Source organism: Bacillus cereus group sp. Sample62, assembly GCF_036851315.1.
Lineage (GTDB): Bacteria > Bacillota > Bacilli > Bacillales > Bacillaceae_G > Bacillus_A > Bacillus_A wiedmannii.
Genome location: NZ_JAFLPK010000001.1, coordinates 3,497,901 through 3,518,211, shown reverse-complemented (window position 1 = coordinate 3,518,211; position 20,311 = coordinate 3,497,901). Strand labels below are relative to the sequence as shown.

The window sequence follows — 20,311 nt, the reverse complement described above, 5'->3', positions numbered from 1 at the left end:
TTACACATAAAAATAATCATGTTACAGTGTAAAGACCTGACAAAGAATGGGAAGGAAAGGTTGTATAGAATGACAAATGAACAATCGATTGTAAAGGTTGAGCGATTAACGAAGCGAATTGGTTCAAAGACACTTGTAGAAAATATTAGTTTCGAAGTTAAAAAGGGTGAAGTAGTTGGCTTGCTCGGACCAAATGGTGCTGGAAAAACGACTTTAATGAGAATGATGGTCGGCATGATTCGTATGACAGAGGGCGAAGTTTGGATTGACGGCCAATCTGTAAAACAACAATTTGAAAGTACTGCTTCTAAAATTGGAGCAGTAATTGAGACACCCGAATTTTATCCATTTTTGAGTGGCTATGAAAATTTAACATATTTCGGACGCATGAATGGTAACGTGACAGAAGAACGTATCGATGAAGTAGTGAAATTGTTAGGGATGGGAAAAGTAATTGACCGCAAAGTAAAAGCATATTCACTCGGCATGAGACAACGTTTAGGAATTGCTCAAGCGCTTATTCACGATCCAGATGTATTAATATTAGATGAACCAACGAATGGATTAGATCCTAGTGGAATACATGAAATGAGAATGTACATAAAGAAAATTGCACATGAACAAGGAAAAGCGGTACTTGTATCTAGTCACTTACTTTCAGAAGTTGAATTAATGTGTGACAGAGTTATCATTATTCAGCATGGAGAATATGTGGCGACGCAAAATATTCAGCATAGTCAAAGCGAAGAGATGGAGACAATCCGTATACGTGTAGATGATGCAAATAAAGCAGCAGAAATGTTAGACCAAGATGTTTTAATAAAAGGTAATGATCTACTTATTCATGTAAAAGATGAAGAAATCCCAAATGTTATTCGTACATTGCTTGAGAAGGACATTCAAGTTTATCGTGTATATGAAGAAAGAAAAACGTTAGAAGAGCAATTTTTAGAATTAACAGGGGGAAAAGATATTGTTTAATTTAGTGTATAACGAACTGTATAAAATATTTAAGCGAAAGCGAACGATTATTCCCTTTGCAGTTATTGCAGTATTAATAATTGGATTAGGGTGGGTTACGGTAAAGTATTTAGAACCGGAAACAAAAGGATGGAAAGCCGATTATACAGAACGAACTGTAGAAATAGAGAAAAAGCTAGGTATGAAAAAAGAAGCTATATTAGCAGAACGATCTGGGGACGAGCTTGTAAAGGAATATCAGCTTAAGATGAAGCATTTAGATACAGATACAGCACCGGCAAGCAGTTCTCCGCTTTCTTTCATGAGAGATACAGGTTTTATCGTATTTCCAATATTGCTCCCATTTATCCTCGTGTATGCAAGTACAATTTTTGCGAATGAATATAGCTGGGGAACATATAAATTTTTAACGATACGACCAGCGAGTCGATTTAAAATTTTAACAGCTAAATTTTTAGCAATTGTGATATTTGCAGCGTTATTGTTTATATTTAATATGATTTTCTCCACTTTATGTGGACTTGTTATTTATAAATTTCAACAGCCTGCATGGAGCGAGCTTATTTTCCAAGATGGAAATATTATAAAACAAAATATTTTTGTGGAAGCTAGTAAGTATTATATTTTATCGTGGTTGCCGACCATTGTGTACGCAGCGTTTGCATTTATGATTTCTGTATTAACAAGATCTAGTGGAGGCGCGATTGGTATTTCGCTATTTCTTGCTTTATCAGGAAATATTGCATTATTAGCAGCAACTAGATATGATTGGGCGAAATATTTATTGCCAGCAAACACAGATTTATACAGTATTTCAAAGAATGGAAGTTTTATTGATGGAGTAACATTCCCGTTTGCTTCATGTATGTTATTACTATATTTATTTGTATTTTTAAGCATTTCCTATACAGTATTTTTAAAACGTGATTTAACTTAAAAAAAAGAGCCGTTAAGTATTTCTTAACGGCTCTTTTTTATGCAAAGTGTTTAAGTGCTTTTTCAGCTAACAAAGCGAAGTATTCTGCACTGATAGGTAATGCTTGCTCATCTACTGTAAAAGCTGGATGATGCCATTCATGTGTACCGCTCGTTCCCATAAAAACGAATGAACCAGGTATTTCTTGTTGATAAAAAGAAAAATCTTCTCCGGCCATTGACGGGGTAGGAGAGATGATATTTAAATTCATTTTTTCAGCAATTTGAGAGGATAAGTTTGTTAAAGATGTATCGTTATGAACAGCAGGAGGACCTGCATAAAAACGAAATTCTGTTTTTACACCTAATGCATCAGAAACCCCTTGAATAATACGTTTCATGAGAGCTGGAATCTTTTCACGTGTTTCAGTTTGGAATGTACGTACAGTTCCTTCCAGCGTTGCTTTTTCAGGAATTACGTTCCACGTATTTCCTGAATGGATGTTTGTGACACTGACGACGGCATTATGTGAAGAGCTTATATTTCGGCTTACAATTGTTTGGAGTGCCATCACGATTTGAGAGGACGCGACAATAGGGTCTACCCCAGCATCTGGTACAGCTGCATGTGTACCAACTCCGTGAATTTCAATTTCAAATCGATCGACCCCGGCCATCAGTGGACCATCTTTAATACCGATTGTACCTACTGGCAAATCAGGTTTATTATGCATACCGAAAATAGCTTGCACGCCATGTAAATGCCCGGCTTCAATTACTTTGCAAGCACCATTGCTACTTTCTTCAGCTGGTTGGAATATAAAGCGTACAGTTCCGCTAAGTGAAGATTCTTTTTCTTTTAATAAATAAGCGGCACCTATAATAGCAGCTGTATGAAAATCATGCCCACAAGCATGCATTTTACCAGGGATATTTGAAGCGTACGGTAAATTTGTTTCTTCTTGAATAGGAAGGGCATCAATATCAGCACGGATTGCTATAATTGGTCCGCTATTATTCCCTGAAATTTCAGCAATAACGCCTGTTTCTAAACTAGAATTTATAATCGTAATGTTTTTCTCTTCTAACCAATTTTTTATAGTCTTCGTCGTTTCAAATTCTTCGTATGATAACTCTGGATGTTCATGTAAATTTCGACGAATAGAAATTAGCATCTCAGTTAATTGCTCTATATTTGCTGCCACGTATAATGCCTTCTTTCTTAAATAAAGTATTTACATTAAGTATACAATAAGAAAAGAGAGGATTCTCAAATGAAAATCCTCTCTCGTTTTATGCTGCCAATTTTTTGTGTGTATGATGTTTACGATAACGTCCACGCATTGCATAGGCAATTTGCGGGATTGCAATACCGATTAAAATAAGTGATACACCGATCCATTGTGAAGATAGCACCGCTTCTTTTAAAACGAATACAGACATAATTGTTGTAACTGGTAGTTCTGCGGCACCAAGAATAGTCGCTAAGCCAGAACCGATCTTTGGAATACCGATTGTAAAGGCGATAGAAGGAATAACGATACTAAATGTTCCTAATCCTAAACCGTATTTCCAAAGTCCTTCAGAAATTGCACCGCTAAAAATAAATGTTGGCGGGAATACGATCATTACTAAAGTTAAAGCGCCAGTCATTAAGAGAACACCGCGCGGTAATGAAGGTACTTCAACAGCAACTTTTCCGCTCACGAAAATGTATGTTGCGAATGTAACAGCAGATAATAAACCTAGTATGATTCCAGTCATATCGAAATCACCTGCTGATTTCTCTAGTACACCACTTGATAAAAATGTACCTGCAAGTAAGAAAATAACGGAAATAACCTTTTCTCTTGAAGGTAATGCTTTTGTTGCGACTGCTTCAATAATAATTCCGACCCAAACGAATTGGAATAAAAGTATAATTGCAATAGATGCTGGTACAGTTTTTAATGAAGCATAATAAAAAATTCCAGTAAAACTTGCAGATGTACCTGCAACGAATAAAATTAACGCTTGTTTTAATGGAACACGATGTCTAGAAAATAGAAGAGTAATAGCAAGCAAAATAATCCAACCGAACAAATATTGGCTGCCAATTACCTCTCCAAGTGAAAATCCTTCCGCATATGCAAGTTTAACGAAAATGGCTAAAATCCCATAACTACACGCTCCTAATAAAACTAAAAGAGAATAACGAAGCATGAAAAATTCCTCCCATCTATATGAAATTGTTCCTAACGGACATATATAACTAGAGGGAAGTATACAAAATTAAAAATAAAGGGTCAAATAAAAGAAAAGTGTGACATTTTATAGAATAATAATAAAAGTATGATATTTATGCATAATCTTGAAATTAGTAATAATAAAAGTATTGTAAAATCAGATTCGTATTGTATAAAGACAGCATTTGAAAAAAATATTTTTTAGGGAGATAGAAGGGTAGCCTATTATAGTGTGCTAATCATTTGAGAAACTATGTTACCTTTGTTATGTTAATAACAATTAGAGAAGTTTAGTAGTCCAATTGCGAATGTTCTATATAATAGAAGGAAATGAAAACGTTTTATTAGAAACTGTTTGTAAGGGTAGTTTTTCTTATTATCACGTTGTTAAAGTGAGTTCACGAATTGTTCATAGTATTTTTATTTGTTTTTGCTACAATATGTAAGGAGAGGAGTGGAATCATGCAAGATATTAGTATTTTTTTAGCGTTTGGCGCTGGATTTTTATCATTTATTTCCCCATGTTGCTTACCGCTTTATCCTGCATTTTTATCGTACATAACAGGTATGTCGGTTTCTGAGTTGAAAGAAGAAAATGCAATGCTTCGCAAAAGAAGTATGATACATACAGCGTTTTTCTTACTTGGATTTTCAATTATATTTATTGCAATTGGATTTGGTACAAGTTTTATTGGAGGCATCTTTACAAATTATAAAGATTTAATTAGACAGTTAGGTGGTATATTTATCATCGTGTTCGGTCTTATTATTGTCGGTGTGTTTAAGCCGAAGTTTTTAATGCAAGACCGCAAATTTACGTTTAAAAATCGTCCGAGTGGCTATTTTGGATCTGTTCTAATTGGATTGGCCTTTGCTGCAGGGTGGACACCATGTACTGGACCTATTTTAGTGTCTGTAATTGGATTAGCTGCAACAAATCCAGAATCAGCAATGATTTATATGATAGCATACATACTTGGGTTTGCTATCCCATTTTTCGTGCTATCATTCTTTATTACGAAAATGTCTTGGATTAAAAGAAATAGTATGAAATTCATGAAGATTGGAGGATACGTTATGATTGTCATGGGTATCTTCCTATATTTCAACTGGATGACGAAAATTATCGTATATTTCTCAAGTTTATTTGGTGGTTTTACCGGTTTTTAGTATTATTCTGTGAAAATGTTGGAAATACTAACGGAAAAGCATATAATGAAAGTATATTTTGCATATAGCCACAAAAAAGGATGAGAAAATATGAACATAGTTGTTTTATCCAGTATCGTTGCTGTTTGTATGGCTGTTGGTGCGATGTTTATTCGTTTAAAAGCAGCTAAGAAACCGGCAACATTGAAAAAAATTATACTTCCACCATTTTTTATGAGTACGGGAGCATTGATGTTTGTTTTTCCAGAATTTCGATTAACTCCAGCAGAAATGTTAGAAGCAATTGGCGTCGGTTTGTTTTTCTCTATTTTTCTTATTAAAACATCTAAATTTGAAATTAGAGGACAAGAGATTTATTTGAAGCGTTCAAAAGCATTTGTTTTTATATTAATTGGATTACTTGTCGTGCGGATTGTTTTTAAAACATACTTAAGTCAATCTCTTGATTTAGGACAACTTAGTGGCATGTTCTTCTTACTGGCGTTCGCGATGATTGTGTCATGGAGAATTGCTATGTACCGTTCCTTTACGAAATTACAGAAGGAAATGGAAAAAGAAGATGGTTTTTATAATGAAAAAGATATGAAACTAACGTGAAGTATATATCTGTACAGAAAAAACAGCGTCAAAGACGCTGTTTTTTTATTGATATTATTAATAATTTTTTGTTCCAATTGCAACGTATAAATTGTTTAGTCTTGCGGTTAACTTGTTTGAAAAATGAAGATTATTTTGCTAATAAAGTTTTATAATTTGAATAATCAATTTCTTTTTCTTGTAGTTTTTTTACTAAAAATTTATGATCACGCTTCGGTGTAGCAATAATATACCCTTTAATAATTAAATCTTGTGTAATTTGAGAGGCTTTTTCTTGTAATGCTAGTTCTCCGATTTTGCCAGCAATTTTTGATTTAGCAACATCGCGAAATAGTTCTGGAACAGGACTTACGAGCTCTTCTAACAATTGTTTTTGTTCTTCATCCCATAAATGCCTAGTTTTATTAATATAGTGCTCTTCCCAATCTAAAACAGACATACCATCTTCTTTTGGTAATCGTTTTAGGAATTTTCTGAACATGAAATATCCACCGATAGACATAAGTCCTAATAAAATTATAGTCCATAGCACTATGAACCAACTGAACCATCCTTCGAGCAAGCTTATCCCCCCTTAATGATTACGGTTTTCTTTTATTCATATTATAAACAGTGATATTCATAGAAAGCAAGAACGCTTGGTCATTTTGACCAAGCGTTATCATTTAAACAAAGTATAGTTGTTCAACACATAAATTATTATTATCATCTTCTACATATTCAATGATTAATGTGCCAACTTTACGATCTTTATCTTCAGTTGTGAAAATAGAGTAAGAAGTAAAACGTACTGTTGATAGGCCGCTTATATGTGTAGGTAAAGAAATGTAGTCGTTATCGCGGAAGAATTCCATCAGTTCAATATCTTCAAATTCTTTTCGATCAACTTGTTTGTTCGTATAGCGGCGTTGAAGTTGTTTTAAAGACTCATTCCAAGAAATTGCTTTTGTATCGTATACCATTGTTCTATCTCCTTACTGTATGTAATCATTAAGAACATACGTTCTAAACTAGTATACTCTTTTTATTAGAAAAGGGAAAGCAAAAAATAATGTAAGCTTGGATTTCCAAGCTTACATTATTGATGCGTCCGTCATAATCTCTATTTTTATTATAAGTTAGATAAGAATAAGAAACAAGATGATATGTATATCGTTGATAGTTTTCAAAATTCTGTATATTATAGGTGTACTAAAGTGCAAGGGAATGAGAGGAATGGCATATGTAATTTCAATCCAAGGATCGATGGCAAGCGGAAAAACAACATTGGCTAAAAGGTTAGAGAGATGTGGGCTTTCAGTTATATATGAAAATCCATATCTAATTGTAGAAAAGCGAAAACAATTAAATTTGGATATGAATTCAAAAGAAGGATTTATTATAAATCAAAAAATGTTTATGGAAGCAAAAATAAAGGAGTTTCAAAATGTGAAAGATTCAGTCGTGATTTTTGATCGCGGACCAGAAGATATTGAGTTTTATACGCTTTTTTATCCAACGATTATAGGGGAAGAGTGGGATATGGAAACTGAATTAAAAGATGAATTATATAAATTAAGAGAATGTCGTTCAGATGCAATTTTTTATTTAGATGTTACGAAAAAGAATGTATATGATAGAAAAAATAATGATAGGACAAGAAACCGAAGTACATTTGAAGAGCAATTTAAATTAGTAGAAACTGAAAAAGAATGGTATAAACAATTTCCTGTAACTTATGTGGACACGAATAGATTAACAGTGGATGAGTTAGAAGCATATTTTATGGGCTGGTTAAAGGAGAAAGGACTATGAAAAAAATATTATTATTCGTATACCCAACATTTGAGGAGTTTGAAATTACAGTAGCAACAGCATTGCTGAAAAAGAAATATGAAATCATTACTGCGGGCTTAACAAAAGGGTTGATTATAAGTGAAACAGGCTTGCAAGTACAACCGCATATAGAATTAAGTGAAGTGCGTGTAGATGAATATGAGGGGATTATCATTCCAGGGGGAGACGCAGTACATATGAAAAACGCAGATATTCTCTTTTCAGTCATTCGCCAATTTTCTGAAAAAGAAAAATTAGTAGCTGCGATTTGTGCTGGACCGTATGCGTTAGCAAGAGCAGGTTTATTTAAAGGGATTTCTTATACAGCGACTATAGATTATCAAAAGTTAGATTGTTTTCCAGTAGAAAATTTTGTATATAAAGAAGTTGTACAACACTCAAATATTATTACTGCACAAGGACATGCTTTCGTACCATTCGGAATAGCAGTTGCTTCTTATTTTGGAGTAGCGAACGAATATAATATAAATTTTTACGGTGGTAAGGGCAATATGATGATGGACAAACTTTTACATGAGAATGTATAAAAGCTAGCATTTGCTAGCTTTTTTCTTTTTGACATCGATAAATGGCTAACGTTTTCGGGTCGCGCCATATACCGTTATGAAGTGACAATTCATTTTCTACTTCTTTTTTTAGCCATTCCTTCATTTCGGCGTGAAGATATGTATTATCAGGTATATGTAGCGACGGAAACATGCTAGAAATATAGTTTACAATCGGAGTAGCGTGATGAAAAACAAGAGCATTATGAATAACTGTTACTTCAACAGTTGGAAAAACAGACTGTAATATCTCTTTACCATTTTCTAAACAAAATGGAGTGACTGATGATGTTGTTTTCGGTAAATCAAATGCGTCCAACATGCGGTTACACATTTCAACTATACGAGGTAATGTAACGTCAGAATTTGTTGTAGCTAAAAGTGAGCCTCCGGGACGAATTACTTTATGGAATCCTTGAACTGTTTTTTCGACATCTTTCATGTGATATAACATATGTCTTGTGATGACCCAGTCATAGCAATTAGCTTCAAAAGGAAGTTTACCAGCATCACCTAGTTTCCATTCAATTATGCTATTCTTTATTGCAGCTTCAGAAAGCATCGTTTTCGATTGATCAAAACCGGTTAGTTGTCCTTTATGACCGTTAGTTTGTAAAAGGGAAAGGAAATTTCCATTAGCACACCCAACCTCTAATATTTTTTCTTCTCCTTGAAGTTGTAAATGTTCCATGACGAGTTCATCTAAATTTACTTGTTTTTCTTCGTAATGTTTATGCGTATCGATACGTGTTTGTAAATGGTTGCTTACGTTATATTGGCGTTTTACATCATTCATTTTTTCGCATTCCACCTTCGTGCAAAATTGCTGAATCGCATGTGTTAATACGTCGGTTTTCTTTAAACCTTCGTAATGGAGTGCAGATTCAAACCTTTCAAGTAATTTTTCTTCAATTCGAAAATGAATATCTTTTCGCTTCGTCATTGAAATATCGCCCCTTTGCATCTGTTAGTGAGACTATAGCACGCCTGAAAAATTTGTGTAAATAATTTGTGTACACAAATGGAGGAGATGAAAAAATTGTTTGAATGTGAGTTTAAACTATTGACGATTTAACCGTTTTCATATATTCTTAAATTAAGAAATATTCAAATAATTAAAAGAAATGAGAGAGTCACATGCTTCTTCAAGGAACACATCGAATTGGTCGTATGGCCATGTTGTTGGCACTTGCGGATGAGAATGAAAGCCCTGTATTATCTGTTCCAAAAGGTTGGAAGTATTGTACGGGGAAAGTGGGTTCGATGAATTCGCAAAAAGTTGTAGCAGCAATGGAAACAGCGGCTAAGAGCACCCAAGTTATTGAGACAGACGTTTACAGAGAAACACATGCACTTTATCATGCAATTATGGAAGCTTTGTACGGAGTGACGAGAGGTCAAATTCAGTTAGCAGACGTTCTTCGTACAGTAGGACTTCGCTTTGCGATTGTGCGCGGTACACCATACGACGGAAAAAAAGAAGGCGAATGGGTTGCTGTTGCATTATATGGAACGATTGGTGCACCTGTAAAAGGATCTGAGCATGAGGCGATTGGTTTAGGAATTAATCACATATGATTTGCCCATAGTCTATTAGTTAGAAGGGGGCCTTACTTTTTTAGGACAGAAGTCTGTCTTAAAAAAGATAAGGTCCCCTTTTGCCTTTTTAAGGAGGAAAAAGAATGATTACGTTAACAGGACAGACATTGACAATTGAAGAGATGAAGAGGTTGTTACTTGAAGGGGAAGGTGTAACAGCTTGTCCAAATAGTATGCAAAAGGTGGCGGAGTGCCGCGAAGTTGTTGAGAAAATTGTAGAGGACGGAAAAGTCGTTTACGGTATTACAACTGGATTTGGAAAGTTCAGTGATGTGCTTATTCAAAAAGATGATGTAAAGGCACTTCAACACAATTTAATTCAGTCACATGCATGCGGTATAGGTGATCCATTCCCTGAAGAAGTATCACGCGGTATGTTAATTTTACGAGCGAACACGATGCTTAAAGGAGTATCTGGTGTTAGACCGCTTGTTGTAAATATGCTTCTTGAGTTTGTAAATCGTAAAATTCACCCAGTCGTTCCGCAACAAGGTTCACTTGGTGCGAGTGGCGATTTAGCACCTTTATCTCATCTTGCGCTTGTATTATTAGGCGAAGGTGAAGTGTTCTATAAGGGAAAACGTGTTCATGCGATGGTTGCTCTTACAGAAGAAGGTCTTGAACCGATTGAACTTGAAGCTAAAGAAGGGCTGGCATTAATCAATGGTACGCAGGCGATGACAGCACAAGGAGTTCTTTCTTATATAGAAGCAGAAGCAATGGCTTATCAAGCTGAATTCATTGCTTCGATGACAATTGAAGGATTACAAGGCATTATTGATGCATTTGATGAAAATGTTCATAAAGCACGTGGTTATAAAGAGCAAGTGGAAGTAGCGAGCAGAATTCGTGACATCCTTCATGATAGTAAATTAACAACAAAACAAGGAGAACTACGAGTACAGGATGCATATTCACTTCGCTGTATCCCGCAAGTACACGGTGCTTCTTGGCAAGTTTTAAATTATGTGAAAGAAAAATTAGAAATTGAAATGAATGCAGCAACGGACAATCCACTAATCTTTGATGGTGGGGAAAAAGTAATTTCGGGTGGTAATTTCCATGGTCAACCGATTGCGTTTGCGATGGACTTCTTAAAAGTAGGAATGGCGGAACTTGCAAATATTTCAGAGCGTCGTATTGAGCGTTTAGTAAATCCGCAATTAAATGATTTACCTCCATTTTTAAGTCCAGAACCAGGACTTCAGTCTGGTGCAATGATTATGCAATACGCTGCAGCGTCACTTGTTTCTGAAAATAAAACGTTAGCACATCCAGCGAGTGTTGATTCAATTCCATCATCAGCTAATCAAGAGGATCACGTAAGTATGGGAACAATCGCTTCACGCCATGCACATCAAATTATTCAAAACGTAAGACGTGTTCTTTCAATTGAGATGATTTGTGCGATGCAAGCAGCAGAATATCGCGGTATTGAAAACATGAGTACAGTGACGAAGAGCTTCTACCATCAAGGCCGTCAACAAGTACCTTCTATTACAAATGATCGCATATTCTCAACGGATATTGAAAATATTGCGTATTGGTTAAAAACGAATTATTCGATAAAAGAAAGATTAGATGTAAACGCAGCACTATAAAATGAGAAAAGGGAGAGATTGAAATGGAAAAAGTTAAACAAACAATTCGCGCGCCAAGAGGTACAGAGCTACAAACGAAAGGGTGGGTTCAAGAAGCTGCACTTCGTATGTTAATGAACAATTTAGATCCTGAAGTTGCTGAAAAACCAGAAGAATTAGTTGTATATGGCGGAATTGGCCGGGCAGCTCGTAACTGGGAAAGCTACCATGCAATTGTAGATTCATTAAAAACGTTAGAAAGCGATGAAACATTACTTGTTCAATCAGGAAAACCAGTTGCAATTTTTAAATCACATGAAGATGCACCTCGCGTTCTATTAGCGAACTCAAACTTAGTACCAAAATGGGCGAACTGGGATCACTTCCGTGAACTAGAGAAAAAAGGTCTTATGATGTACGGCCAAATGACAGCTGGTAGCTGGATTTACATTGGAACACAAGGGATTTTACAAGGAACATATGAAACATTTGGTGAAGCGGCACGTCAACATTTCGATGGATCATTAAAAGGTACAGTAACACTTACTGCTGGTTTAGGTGGTATGGGTGGTGCACAACCTCTTGCTGTAACGATGAACGGCGGTGTTGTAATTGCTATTGATGTTGATAAGCGCAGCATCGATCGTCGTATTGAAAAGAGATATTGTGATCTGTATACAGAGTCTTTAGAAGAAGCATTAACTATTGCGAACGAGTATAAAGAGAAGAAAGAACCGATTTCAATCGGATTGTTAGGAAATGCAGCGGAGATTTTACCAGAACTAGTGAAGCGTAATATCACGCCAGATTTAGTTACGGATCAAACATCTGCTCATGATCCATTAAACGGTTACATTCCAGTAGGTTACACGTTAGAAGAAGCAGCGAAACTTCGTGAAGAAGATCCAGAACGTTACGTACAATTATCAAAAGAAAGTATGAAAAAACATGTGGAAGCAATGCTTGCTATGCAAGAAAAAGGCGCGATTACATTTGATTACGGAAATAACATTCGCCAAGTTGCTTTCGATGAAGGTTTGAAAAATGCATTCGATTTCCCAGGATTCGTTCCAGCATTTATCCGTCCGTTATTCTGTGAAGGAAAAGGACCATTCCGCTGGGTAGCGCTTTCTGGTGATCCAGAAGATATTTATAAAACTGATGAAGTAATTTTACGTGAGTTTGCTGATAATGAGCATTTATGTAACTGGATTCGTATGGCTCGTCAGCAAGTTGAGTTCCAAGGTCTTCCATCACGTATTTGTTGGCTTGGTTACGGTGAGCGCGCAAAATTTGGCCGCATCATTAATGAAATGGTGGCTAATGGTGAATTATCAGCACCGATCGTTATCGGTCGTGACCATTTAGATTGCGGATCAGTAGCATCTCCAAACCGTGAGACAGAATCGATGAAAGACGGCAGTGATGCAGTAGCAGACTGGCCAATTTTAAATGCATTAATTAACAGTGTAAACGGTGCGAGCTGGGTGTCTGTTCACCACGGTGGTGGCGTTGGTATGGGTTATTCACTTCACGCTGGAATGGTTATCGTTGCAGATGGAACAGAAGCGGCAGCAAAACGTATTGAGCGCGTATTAACTTCTGATCCTGGTATGGGTGTTGTTCGTCACGTTGATGCAGGATATGACTTAGCTGTGGAAACTGCGAAAGAAAAAGGCGTTAACATTCCAATGATGAAATAAGGAGGAGAAAACATGCTGGACACTTTACTAATAAATATCGGTCAATTACTAACAATGGATCAAGAAGATGGCTTGTTAAGACGTGAAGCGATGAACACGCTTCCTGTTATCGAAAACGGTGCGGTTGGAATTGAAAATGGCGTAATTACTTTCGTTGGAACAGCGGAAGAAGCGAAAGGATTACAAGCTAAAGAAGTTATTGATTGCGGCGGGAAAATGGTTTCTCCTGGTCTTGTTGATCCGCATACTCACCTTGTATTTGGTGGATCTCGTGAAAATGAAATCGCACTAAAATTACAAGGAGTTCCGTACTTAGAAATTTTGGAACAAGGCGGAGGTATTCTTTCAACTGTAAATGCAACGAAACAGGCGTCGAGAGAAGAACTTGTTCAAAAAGCGAAATTCCATTTAGACCGTATGTTATCTTTCGGAGTTACAACTGTAGAAGCGAAGAGTGGTTACGGATTAGATGATGAGACGGAATGGAAACAATTAGAGGCAACTGCACAATTACAAAAAGAGCATCCAATCGATTTAGTTTCCACATTTTTAGGTGCTCATGCAGTTCCGAAAGAGTATAAAGGTAGATCGAAAGAATTTTTACAATGGATGTTAGACCTACTGCCAGAAATGAAAGAGAAGCAACTAGCTGAATTCGTTGATATTTTCTGCGAAACAGGTGTGTTCTCTGTCGAAGAATCAAAAGAGTTTTTATTAAAAGCGAAAGAGCTTGGTTTTGATGTGAAAATTCATGCAGATGAAATTGACCCTCTTGGTGGTGCGGAAGCAGCGGCTGAAATTGGTGCAGCATCAGCGGACCATTTAGTTGGCGCTTCTGATAAAGGAATTGAAATGCTTGCAAACTCTAATACAGTAGCGACTTTATTACCAGGAACAACTTTCTATTTAAATAAAGAAAGCTTTGCTCGTGGACGTAAAATGATCGATGAAGGTGTTGCAGTTGCGTTAGCTACAGATTTTAACCCAGGCAGCTGTCCAACTGAGAACATTCAGCTTATTATGAGCATCGCGATGCTCAAGCTGAAAATGACACCAGAAGAAGTTTGGAATGCAGTAACAGTTAACTCATCTTACGCAATTAATCGTGGTGATGTAGCTGGGAAAATTAGAGTTGGTCGTAAGGCAGATTTAGTTTTATGGGATGCTTACAATTATGCTTACGTACCGTATCATTACGGCGTAAGTCATGTAAATACAGTATGGAAGAATGGTAATATCGCATATACAAGAGGTGAACAATCGTGGAGCACGGCCACTATTTAAAGAAGAATGCAAAGTTTATTGATCGTGAAGTGACGAAATGGAGTGAGATGATTAAAGAGTGGGAGGAAGGCGTGGAAATATTCGGTGCTGCCTTAATTGGAGCACCCCTTTCTAAACCATCTATTAGTCATTCAGGAGCAAGCTTTGCTCCAAAAACAATTCGTGCGATGTTAGATGCATATAGCACGTACGCAATTACAGAAGAACATGATATGAAAGAAAGTGTCTTATATGATTGCGGTGATATCACGATGCATGTGACGGATATAAAAGAAAGTCATAACCGAATTGCGAAAACAGTTGGTCACGTAACGAAAGTAAATCCGAATATGACACCAATCGTTCTTGGCGGGGATCACTCGATTAGTTTTCCGAGTATAACAGGATTTGTAAATAGTAAAGGGAAGGTCGGTATTATTCAATTTGATGCCCATCATGATTTACGTAATTTAGATGATGGTGGTCCATCAAATGGGACACCGTTCCGTAGTTTACTAGAAAATGGTGTCATTACAGGAAAACAACTCGTTCAAATCGGGATTCGTAATTTTTCAAATGCACGTGCGTACCATGAATATGCAAAAGAGCAAGGCGTGACAGTGTACACAATGAAAGATGTACGGGAGCGAAAGATCAAAGATATTATCACGGAAAGTATTGAAGTATTAAGAGAGCAAGGCGTGACTTCTATTTACATTTCTCTTGATATGGATGTACTAGATCAAGCATTTGCACCAGGTTGTCCAGCAATTGGTCCTGGCGGTATGGATAGTACGACTTTACTTGATGCGATTGAATTTCTTGGTAAAGAACCGCTTGTTCAAGGGATGGATATAGTAGAAATTGATCCAACCCTTGATTTCAGAGATATGACAAGTCGAGTAGCTGCGCAAGTGATTATGGGTTTTCTTTTAGCGAGAGAGACAGTCTGTAAGCAGGTTAGTATATAGGCGTGGAATTAATAGGGAATGTTTAACGATTCCGTATAAAAAACACATTACTACTTATAAGTAGTAATGTGTTTTTATGTAAAAAGAGAAGGTAAAGTTAGAATGTATATATGTGTGGAAAAGTTAATAAGATTGCGGGTTTTCAGTGATATTTCACAAATTTATTTTCTTAGTTCGAAAGGATTGACATGAAAAATAATTTTATGATAAAATAAAAATTTTGCTAAAAAAGCGATTGTGTGTTAAGATTGAGAAGGTTACCATATATGGAGGTGGATTATTTGTTTCAAATTGGCGATAACATTGTTTATCCTATGCACGGAGCAGGTATAATTAAAGCCGTAGAAGAGAAGGAAATCGCAGGAGAAAAACAACAGTATTATGTTATAAAAATGTCGGGTAGTAATATGGAAGTAATGATTCCGGCAGGGAGAATATTGAGCTCAAATATACGACCAGTCACGGATATAACGGCAATAGCACACATATTGGATATTTTTCAACATGGAGAATCTGATAGATTACTTACGTGGAAACAAAGGTATAAATTGAACACTGATAAAATAAAGACGGGTAAAATACAAGAAGGTGCTGAAGTTGTACGTGATTTATTACGTATGCAGAAAGAAAAAGCACTTAATGCAAGCGAAAAGAAAATGTTAGATAACGCACACGAATTTTTGATTAGTGAACTGGGATTAATTGAAGGTATCACAGAAAGTCAAATAAAAAGCTTTTGTTAAGATTCATTACAAATAATGTATTAGATCCCAAAAAAGGTTTTGAATTTTTTGGGAACATAATTATAGAAAATTAATCATTTCAAAGACATTCAACTCTTTCAAACCACTTTTAGAGCATTAACCTCTTTTGTTATTACTACAATCAAATCCATTTTTATTTTTTAATTCTTTATGAATGTTCGAAGTTTAATTAAATACTTCGATAGAATAGTTACTTGATTTTTGCAATCCTGATTCACACTGGCACGGACGAGGAGCCGTAAGGATGAAAGAGAGGTAGGGCTTTCATTGTTTTAGGTTTATAAGTTATTATTTTTAGAAGAATACTCAACCATTTCCACTTCTATTGATAAGGGATTTTTTATATGTGAAGAGATAATAATTCTTTATATAAAAGAGATAAAGAAATTGATACCCATATATGGTCAACTAAAAAAGGTTTCCTACTAAGGAAACCTTTTTTAGTTTATTTATAGCATTCTATTTGTTTGATATTCGAATGTTTTGTGTTTAAAGCGTATAAATTGACGTTACTATCTAAAAGTAAGTATGATGCGATTATAGTAAGAATTTTTTTAGGGGGAAGAAAAATGACAAGTTCAAATAATAAAGCAGCAAGTATTTATGAAGGAACAAATATAAACGCTTGGGGATCTTTTGGAAATATTGAAGAAATAAAGTTGTTTAATCCGATTCAAATTGGATCTTGGTCTCTTCGTAATCGCATAGCAATGGCACCGATGACGAGATGTTTCGCAAATCATGAAACGGGAGTCGTTGGTACTGATGTAGTTGAGTACTATAGAAAGCGTGCAGCTGATGGAGTTGGATTAATTATTACAGAGGGAATCGTCATTAGCCCAAGAGCAAAAGGTAATCCGGGAGTGCCAGGAATTTATACGCAAGAACAAATCGATTCGTGGAAGCCTGTTACAGAAGCAGTACATAAAGAAGGCGGAACGATTATTGCTCAAATATGGCATGTTGGCCGTATGAGTCATCACGAAATAATTGGTGGGCAAATGCCACAAGCACCGTCTGCTATCGCTGCAGAGGGAAATGTTCCGCGTTTTCGTAAACCGTTCGACACGCCAGAAGCAATGACGTTAGAAGAAATACAAGAGGTGATTGGTCAATACGCACAAGCTGCGAAAAACGCGATCGAAGCTGGATTTGATGGAGTAGAAATTCATGGGGCACACGGATATTTAATCGATCAATATACTTATGAGTTCGCAAATAAGCGTACTGATAAATACGGCGGAGATTTAAAGAAAAGGTTAACGTTTATGAAAGAAGTAACGGAGGCTGTAATAGAAGCTGTTGGGGCTGATAAAACACTTCTTCGTTTCTCTGCTTTCAAAGGTGATAATCCAACTTATATGTGGGAAAACCCTGAACTTGCAATTGAAATGTTTGTAAATATGTTCAACGAAGTTGGATTAACGATGATTCACCCTTCAACGATGAATTATACGGCAGTTATTGCTGACGGAAAGAATTTTCATCAATTAGTAAGAAAATATTGGGAGGGTACGATTGTAGGAGTAGGGAATTTAAATCCGAAAGAGGCTGAAGAAGCGTTGCAAGAAGGAACAATTGATGTAGTGGCATTCGGAAGACCTTTAATAGCTAATCCAGATTTTGTTCATCGAATTAAAAATGCTGAAAGTTTAGTTGAATATGATGCGAAAGAGCATCTTGCTACATTAATTTGAATAAAGATAAAAGGAGAACACATCAGGTGTTCTCCTTTTATTATGGATTTTCATAGGAGGAAGCGGGATGAGTGAAACGCTACTCGTTATTATTAGTATATTGCTCTTATTGATGTTACTATTAATCATTTTTTTTATTATTACATTTTTTATTAAAAAACGGACGCATCATTCTATATTAAAGTTACATCCATACTTAGGAAGGATGCGTTATTTACTTGAAAAGATAGGACCGGAATTTAGGCAATATTGGTTTGATCATGATACGGATGGAAAGCCCTTTTCACGTTATGATTTTCAAAGTGTAATGTTTCTAGCAAAATACCGTTCAGAAATACTCGGTTTTGGATCAAAACGAGATTTTGATGCATCTGGATATTATATCGCTAATACATTATTTCCGAAATTAACAGATGAATTAAGTGTGAATGTAACGAAAGAACGTGAAGGGAAAAAGTATGTGATTCATAAGGAAGGGTTATTTTCACGAAGAGAAAAATTGACAGCGGATACAACGAATCTTTGGTTATACGAAGAAGACGATGCAATTATCGTCGGTGAAAACCGCAAATATCCGTGGAAACTGTATGGCATGTTTGGCGCATCAGCAACTTCTTACGGTGCGATTGGCGAAAATTATATTTTGGCAAGTGGATTTGGCGCGAAGATGGCTGGCGGTTCGTGGATTAATACGGGGGAAGGTGGTGTAATACCGGAACATTTACATACCGGTGCAAATATCGTTGCGCAAATTGGTCCAGGATTATTTGGATATCGTGATGAGGATGGTAAGTTTTCAATGAAGAAATTTATGGAGAAAGCGAAAGAAAGTAATATTAAAGCATTCGAATTGAAATTTGGGCAAGGTGCGAAAATACGTGGTGGTCATCTGGAGGGACAAAAAGTAAATGAGAAAATTGCTTCTGTTCGGAATGTGCGAGAAGGAGAAACGATTAATTCACCGAATCGATTTCCATTTTTAAAGAATGCAGTAGATGTACTTTATTTTATTCAACATTTGCAAGAAAGCAGCGGCAAACCAGTCGGTATGAAAATTGTAATTGGACAGCAGGAGCCGTTGGAAGATTTATTCAAATCGATGAAAGAGTTAAATATTTATCCAGATTTCATTACAGTTGATGGTTCAGAAGGTGGATCAGGTGCAACGTATAAATCGATGGCAGATAGTATGGGGATGCCGCTTATTCCAGCGTTACTGACATGTATTGATACAGCGAATCATTACGGTGTCCGGGACAAATTCAAAGTTTTTGCCTCGGGGAAATTAATTACACCAGATAAAGTGGCAATTGCTTTAGCTATTGGTGCAGATGCTGTAAATTCAGCGCGTGGATTTATGATGGCAAGTGGCTGTATTATGGCGCTTCAATGTAATTCAGGGCAATGTCCATCTGGAGTTGCCACGACGAATCCGCACTATCAAAAAGCGCTAGATCCGTATGAGAAGAAATGGCGAGTAATGAATTATGTTGTTAGTATGAGATATAGTTTGTTCTCGCTTGCGGCAGCAGCGGGAGTAAAGAGCCCGCGTCATTTAACGAGAGAGCATATTGTGTTTAAAGATGAGGTAGGGCGGGTGGTGCCTCTTTCGGAATTGTTTCCTATAATAAATAAAACCTAAAAATATATTTTATATGTAAAATTTTTGAAGGAATAATCATATTCTTTAGAAAACATTAAGAGTATAATGGGAAAGGTTTTAAAAATGACTATTTTTAGGGAGAGATTCATTTGGATCAAGGTTCGTACAGTATAACAATTTTTTTACTTGTCATAGGGCTCGTTATATTTGGGCGTATGCGTTCTATGAATCGACCAATTAAAAATAAAGGAAGACGACTATTATTTCCATTATTCCTTTTATTACCAGGTTTTTCTTTATATGCGGCACCGATACAACTTGCTGATTGGCAAATTGGGGTAGCTGCTGGGATTGGACTGTTATTATCAATTCCACTTATTATTTTAACTGGATATGAAGTGAGAGAAGATGGTCAAATTTATGCGAAAAAAAGTATTGCTTTTATTGCTACATTTTTAATTATTGTCCTTTTACGTGCTTATTTTAGAAGACATTTACAAGGTTTAGATCCAAAGTCAATCGGCATTCTTTTCTACACCCTTGCGGTTTGTTATATAGTACCTTGGCGTATTGGCTGCTATATGAAATTTCGTAAAGTATATGCAGGGAAAGAGAAAATTGAGATGTCAATAAGTTAACAGTCATACATTTGTATGGCTTTTTTTAATTTGAAATGAAGTAAGTCACTTATTGACAATAAAAAGTAAGTAACTTATAATAAATATTGAGTTCGAGATAAATATCATTCCAAATCAAGATTTATCATGATAATAGATTGAACAAATATTTTTTAAGTATTATCTTGAATTCGAGATAATTTTAATAGTTTAGATGCTAGAGTATAATTTTATAATTAATATCT

The 20,311-nt window shown here is 35.9% G+C and carries 21 protein-coding genes; 16 read left to right on the top strand and 5 right to left on the bottom strand.

Going from position 1 to position 20,311, the window contains the following annotated elements:
- The first annotated feature begins 69 nt into the window (after window positions 1–69).
- On the top strand, window positions 70–981 hold the full coding sequence (locus J0835_RS17820; protein ID WP_140386859.1) for an ABC transporter ATP-binding protein: 912 nt from the start codon (window positions 70–72) through the stop codon (window positions 979–981).
- A complete protein-coding gene (locus J0835_RS17815; protein ID WP_000482782.1) occupies window positions 974–1,918 on the top strand; it encodes an ABC transporter permease in 945 nt (314 codons plus the stop codon). The genes J0835_RS17820 and J0835_RS17815 overlap by 8 nt, the downstream gene beginning before the upstream one ends.
- 37 nt (window positions 1,919–1,955) lie before the next feature.
- Here J0835_RS17815 and J0835_RS17810 read toward each other — a convergent pair whose 3' ends face one another.
- Window positions 1,956–3,101, bottom strand: coding sequence for a M20 peptidase aminoacylase family protein (locus J0835_RS17810; RefSeq protein WP_087981534.1), 1,146 nt, complete (start codon window positions 3,099–3,101; stop codon window positions 1,956–1,958).
- Between the two features lie 88 nt (window positions 3,102–3,189).
- Window positions 3,190–4,098: an EamA family transporter gene (locus J0835_RS17805; RefSeq protein WP_087981533.1), complete on the bottom strand. Its 909-nt coding sequence runs from the start codon at window positions 4,096–4,098 to the stop codon at window positions 3,190–3,192.
- 331 nt (window positions 4,099–4,429) lie between these two features.
- Between J0835_RS17805 and J0835_RS17800 the strand changes: the two genes are divergently transcribed.
- The 3 genes from J0835_RS17800 (at window position 4,430) to J0835_RS17790 (ending at window position 5,888) form a co-directional block, all read left to right on the top strand.
- Window positions 4,430–4,567, top strand: coding sequence for a peptidase T (locus J0835_RS17800; RefSeq protein ID WP_087981532.1), 138 nt, complete (start codon window positions 4,430–4,432; stop codon window positions 4,565–4,567).
- 16 nt (window positions 4,568–4,583) lie between these two features.
- On the top strand, window positions 4,584–5,291 hold the full coding sequence (gene ccdA / locus J0835_RS17795; protein ID WP_001152684.1) for a cytochrome c-type biogenesis protein CcdA: 708 nt from the start codon (window positions 4,584–4,586) through the stop codon (window positions 5,289–5,291).
- 90 nt (window positions 5,292–5,381) lie between these two features.
- The gene (locus J0835_RS17790; RefSeq protein ID WP_001028637.1) at window positions 5,382–5,888 is read left to right on the top strand and encodes a CcdC family protein; all 507 of its coding nucleotides are present in this window, start codon (window positions 5,382–5,384) and stop codon (window positions 5,886–5,888) included.
- Window positions 5,889–6,018: 130 nt separating this feature from the next.
- On the opposite strand, the gene J0835_RS17785 is transcribed toward J0835_RS17790, so the two are convergent.
- Together J0835_RS17785 and J0835_RS17780 are read right to left on the bottom strand one after the other, a co-directional pair.
- A complete protein-coding gene (locus tag J0835_RS17785) occupies window positions 6,019–6,450 on the bottom strand; it encodes a DUF2621 domain-containing protein (protein ID WP_087981531.1) in 432 nt (143 codons plus the stop codon).
- A 103-nt stretch (window positions 6,451–6,553) separates the two neighbouring features.
- Window positions 6,554–6,850, bottom strand: a complete 297-nt coding sequence (locus J0835_RS17780; RefSeq protein ID WP_000262405.1) for a hypothetical protein — start codon at window positions 6,848–6,850, stop codon at window positions 6,554–6,556.
- 244 nt (window positions 6,851–7,094) lie between these two features.
- Between J0835_RS17780 and J0835_RS17775 the strand changes: the two genes are divergently transcribed.
- Window positions 7,095–7,682 (top strand): AAA family ATPase, encoded by a 588-nt coding sequence (locus tag J0835_RS17775; protein ID WP_140386858.1) that lies wholly within the window; start codon window positions 7,095–7,097, stop codon window positions 7,680–7,682.
- Window positions 7,679–8,251 (top strand): DJ-1/PfpI family protein, encoded by a 573-nt coding sequence (locus J0835_RS17770; protein ID WP_087981529.1) that lies wholly within the window; start codon window positions 7,679–7,681, stop codon window positions 8,249–8,251. Before J0835_RS17775 ends, J0835_RS17770 begins: the two co-directional genes overlap by 4 nt.
- Before the next feature lie 13 nt (window positions 8,252–8,264).
- On the opposite strand, the gene J0835_RS17765 is transcribed toward J0835_RS17770, so the two are convergent.
- Complete coding sequence (locus tag J0835_RS17765) at window positions 8,265–9,212, bottom strand: class I SAM-dependent methyltransferase (protein ID WP_140386857.1); 948 nt, start codon at window positions 9,210–9,212, stop codon at window positions 8,265–8,267.
- A gap of 194 nt (window positions 9,213–9,406) precedes the next feature.
- On the opposite strand from J0835_RS17765, the gene hutP reads away from it, so the two are divergent.
- The 9 genes from hutP to J0835_RS17720 all read left to right on the top strand — a co-directional run bounded on the left by hutP (window position 9,407) and on the right by J0835_RS17720 (window position 20,087).
- Window positions 9,407–9,847, top strand: coding sequence for a hut operon transcriptional regulator HutP (hutP, locus tag J0835_RS17760; RefSeq protein WP_087981527.1), 441 nt, complete (start codon window positions 9,407–9,409; stop codon window positions 9,845–9,847).
- Window positions 9,848–9,951: 104 nt separating this feature from the next.
- On the top strand, window positions 9,952–11,469 hold the full coding sequence (hutH, locus tag J0835_RS17755) for a histidine ammonia-lyase (protein ID WP_087981526.1): 1,518 nt from the start codon (window positions 9,952–9,954) through the stop codon (window positions 11,467–11,469).
- Window positions 11,470–11,492: 23 nt separating this feature from the next.
- The gene (gene hutU, locus J0835_RS17750) at window positions 11,493–13,151 is read left to right on the top strand and encodes a urocanate hydratase (protein WP_087981525.1); all 1,659 of its coding nucleotides are present in this window, start codon (window positions 11,493–11,495) and stop codon (window positions 13,149–13,151) included.
- 12 nt (window positions 13,152–13,163) lie between these two features.
- Window positions 13,164–14,435: an imidazolonepropionase gene (gene hutI, locus J0835_RS17745; RefSeq protein ID WP_000887534.1), complete on the top strand. Its 1,272-nt coding sequence runs from the start codon at window positions 13,164–13,166 to the stop codon at window positions 14,433–14,435.
- Window positions 14,414–15,385, top strand: a complete 972-nt coding sequence (gene hutG, locus J0835_RS17740) for a formimidoylglutamase (protein ID WP_087981524.1) — start codon at window positions 14,414–14,416, stop codon at window positions 15,383–15,385. The genes hutI and hutG overlap by 22 nt, the downstream gene beginning before the upstream one ends.
- 281 nt (window positions 15,386–15,666) lie before the next feature.
- Entirely contained in the window at window positions 15,667–16,128 is a 462-nt protein-coding gene (locus J0835_RS17735; protein ID WP_176225740.1) for a CarD family transcriptional regulator, read from the top strand.
- Window positions 16,129–16,718: 590 nt separating this feature from the next.
- Window positions 16,719–17,846, top strand: a complete 1,128-nt coding sequence (locus J0835_RS17730; protein ID WP_144537678.1) for an alkene reductase — start codon at window positions 16,719–16,721, stop codon at window positions 17,844–17,846.
- A gap of 67 nt (window positions 17,847–17,913) precedes the next feature.
- Entirely contained in the window at window positions 17,914–19,488 is a 1,575-nt protein-coding gene (locus tag J0835_RS17725; protein WP_087981522.1) for an FMN-binding glutamate synthase family protein, read from the top strand.
- A gap of 110 nt (window positions 19,489–19,598) precedes the next feature.
- Complete coding sequence (locus tag J0835_RS17720) at window positions 19,599–20,087, top strand: cytochrome c biogenesis protein CcdC (RefSeq protein ID WP_087981521.1); 489 nt, start codon at window positions 19,599–19,601, stop codon at window positions 20,085–20,087.
- Window positions 20,088–20,311 lie beyond the last annotated feature (224 nt).

What these genes read in the sequence shown, in the direction of transcription:
- J0835_RS17820 (WP_140386859.1), top strand. Translation starts at nt 70, where the DNA reads ATGACAAATGAACAATCGATTGTAAAGGTTGAGCGATTAACGAAGCGA.
- ccdA (WP_001152684.1), top strand. Translation starts at nt 4,584, where the DNA reads ATGCAAGATATTAGTATTTTTTTAGCGTTTGGCGCTGGATTTTTATCA.
- J0835_RS17790 (WP_001028637.1), top strand. Translation starts at nt 5,382, where the DNA reads ATGAACATAGTTGTTTTATCCAGTATCGTTGCTGTTTGTATGGCTGTT.
- J0835_RS17725 (WP_087981522.1), top strand. Translation starts at nt 17,914, where the DNA reads ATGAGTGAAACGCTACTCGTTATTATTAGTATATTGCTCTTATTGATG.
- hutI (WP_000887534.1), top strand. Translation starts at nt 13,164, where the DNA reads ATGCTGGACACTTTACTAATAAATATCGGTCAATTACTAACAATGGAT.
- J0835_RS17730 (WP_144537678.1), top strand. Translation starts at nt 16,719, where the DNA reads ATGACAAGTTCAAATAATAAAGCAGCAAGTATTTATGAAGGAACAAAT.
- J0835_RS17770 (WP_087981529.1), top strand. Translation starts at nt 7,679, where the DNA reads ATGAAAAAAATATTATTATTCGTATACCCAACATTTGAGGAGTTTGAA.
- hutH (WP_087981526.1), top strand. Translation starts at nt 9,952, where the DNA reads ATGATTACGTTAACAGGACAGACATTGACAATTGAAGAGATGAAGAGG.
- J0835_RS17765 (WP_140386857.1), bottom strand. Translation starts at nt 9,212, where the DNA reads ATGACGAAGCGAAAAGATATTCATTTTCGAATTGAAGAAAAATTACTT.
- J0835_RS17800 (WP_087981532.1), top strand. Translation starts at nt 4,430, where the DNA reads ATGTTCTATATAATAGAAGGAAATGAAAACGTTTTATTAGAAACTGTT.
- J0835_RS17780 (WP_000262405.1), bottom strand. Translation starts at nt 6,850, where the DNA reads ATGGTATACGATACAAAAGCAATTTCTTGGAATGAGTCTTTAAAACAA.
- hutU (WP_087981525.1), top strand. Translation starts at nt 11,493, where the DNA reads ATGGAAAAAGTTAAACAAACAATTCGCGCGCCAAGAGGTACAGAGCTA.
- J0835_RS17805 (WP_087981533.1), bottom strand. Translation starts at nt 4,098, where the DNA reads ATGCTTCGTTATTCTCTTTTAGTTTTATTAGGAGCGTGTAGTTATGGG.
- hutP (WP_087981527.1), top strand. Translation starts at nt 9,407, where the DNA reads ATGCTTCTTCAAGGAACACATCGAATTGGTCGTATGGCCATGTTGTTG.
- J0835_RS17775 (WP_140386858.1), top strand. Translation starts at nt 7,095, where the DNA reads ATGAGAGGAATGGCATATGTAATTTCAATCCAAGGATCGATGGCAAGC.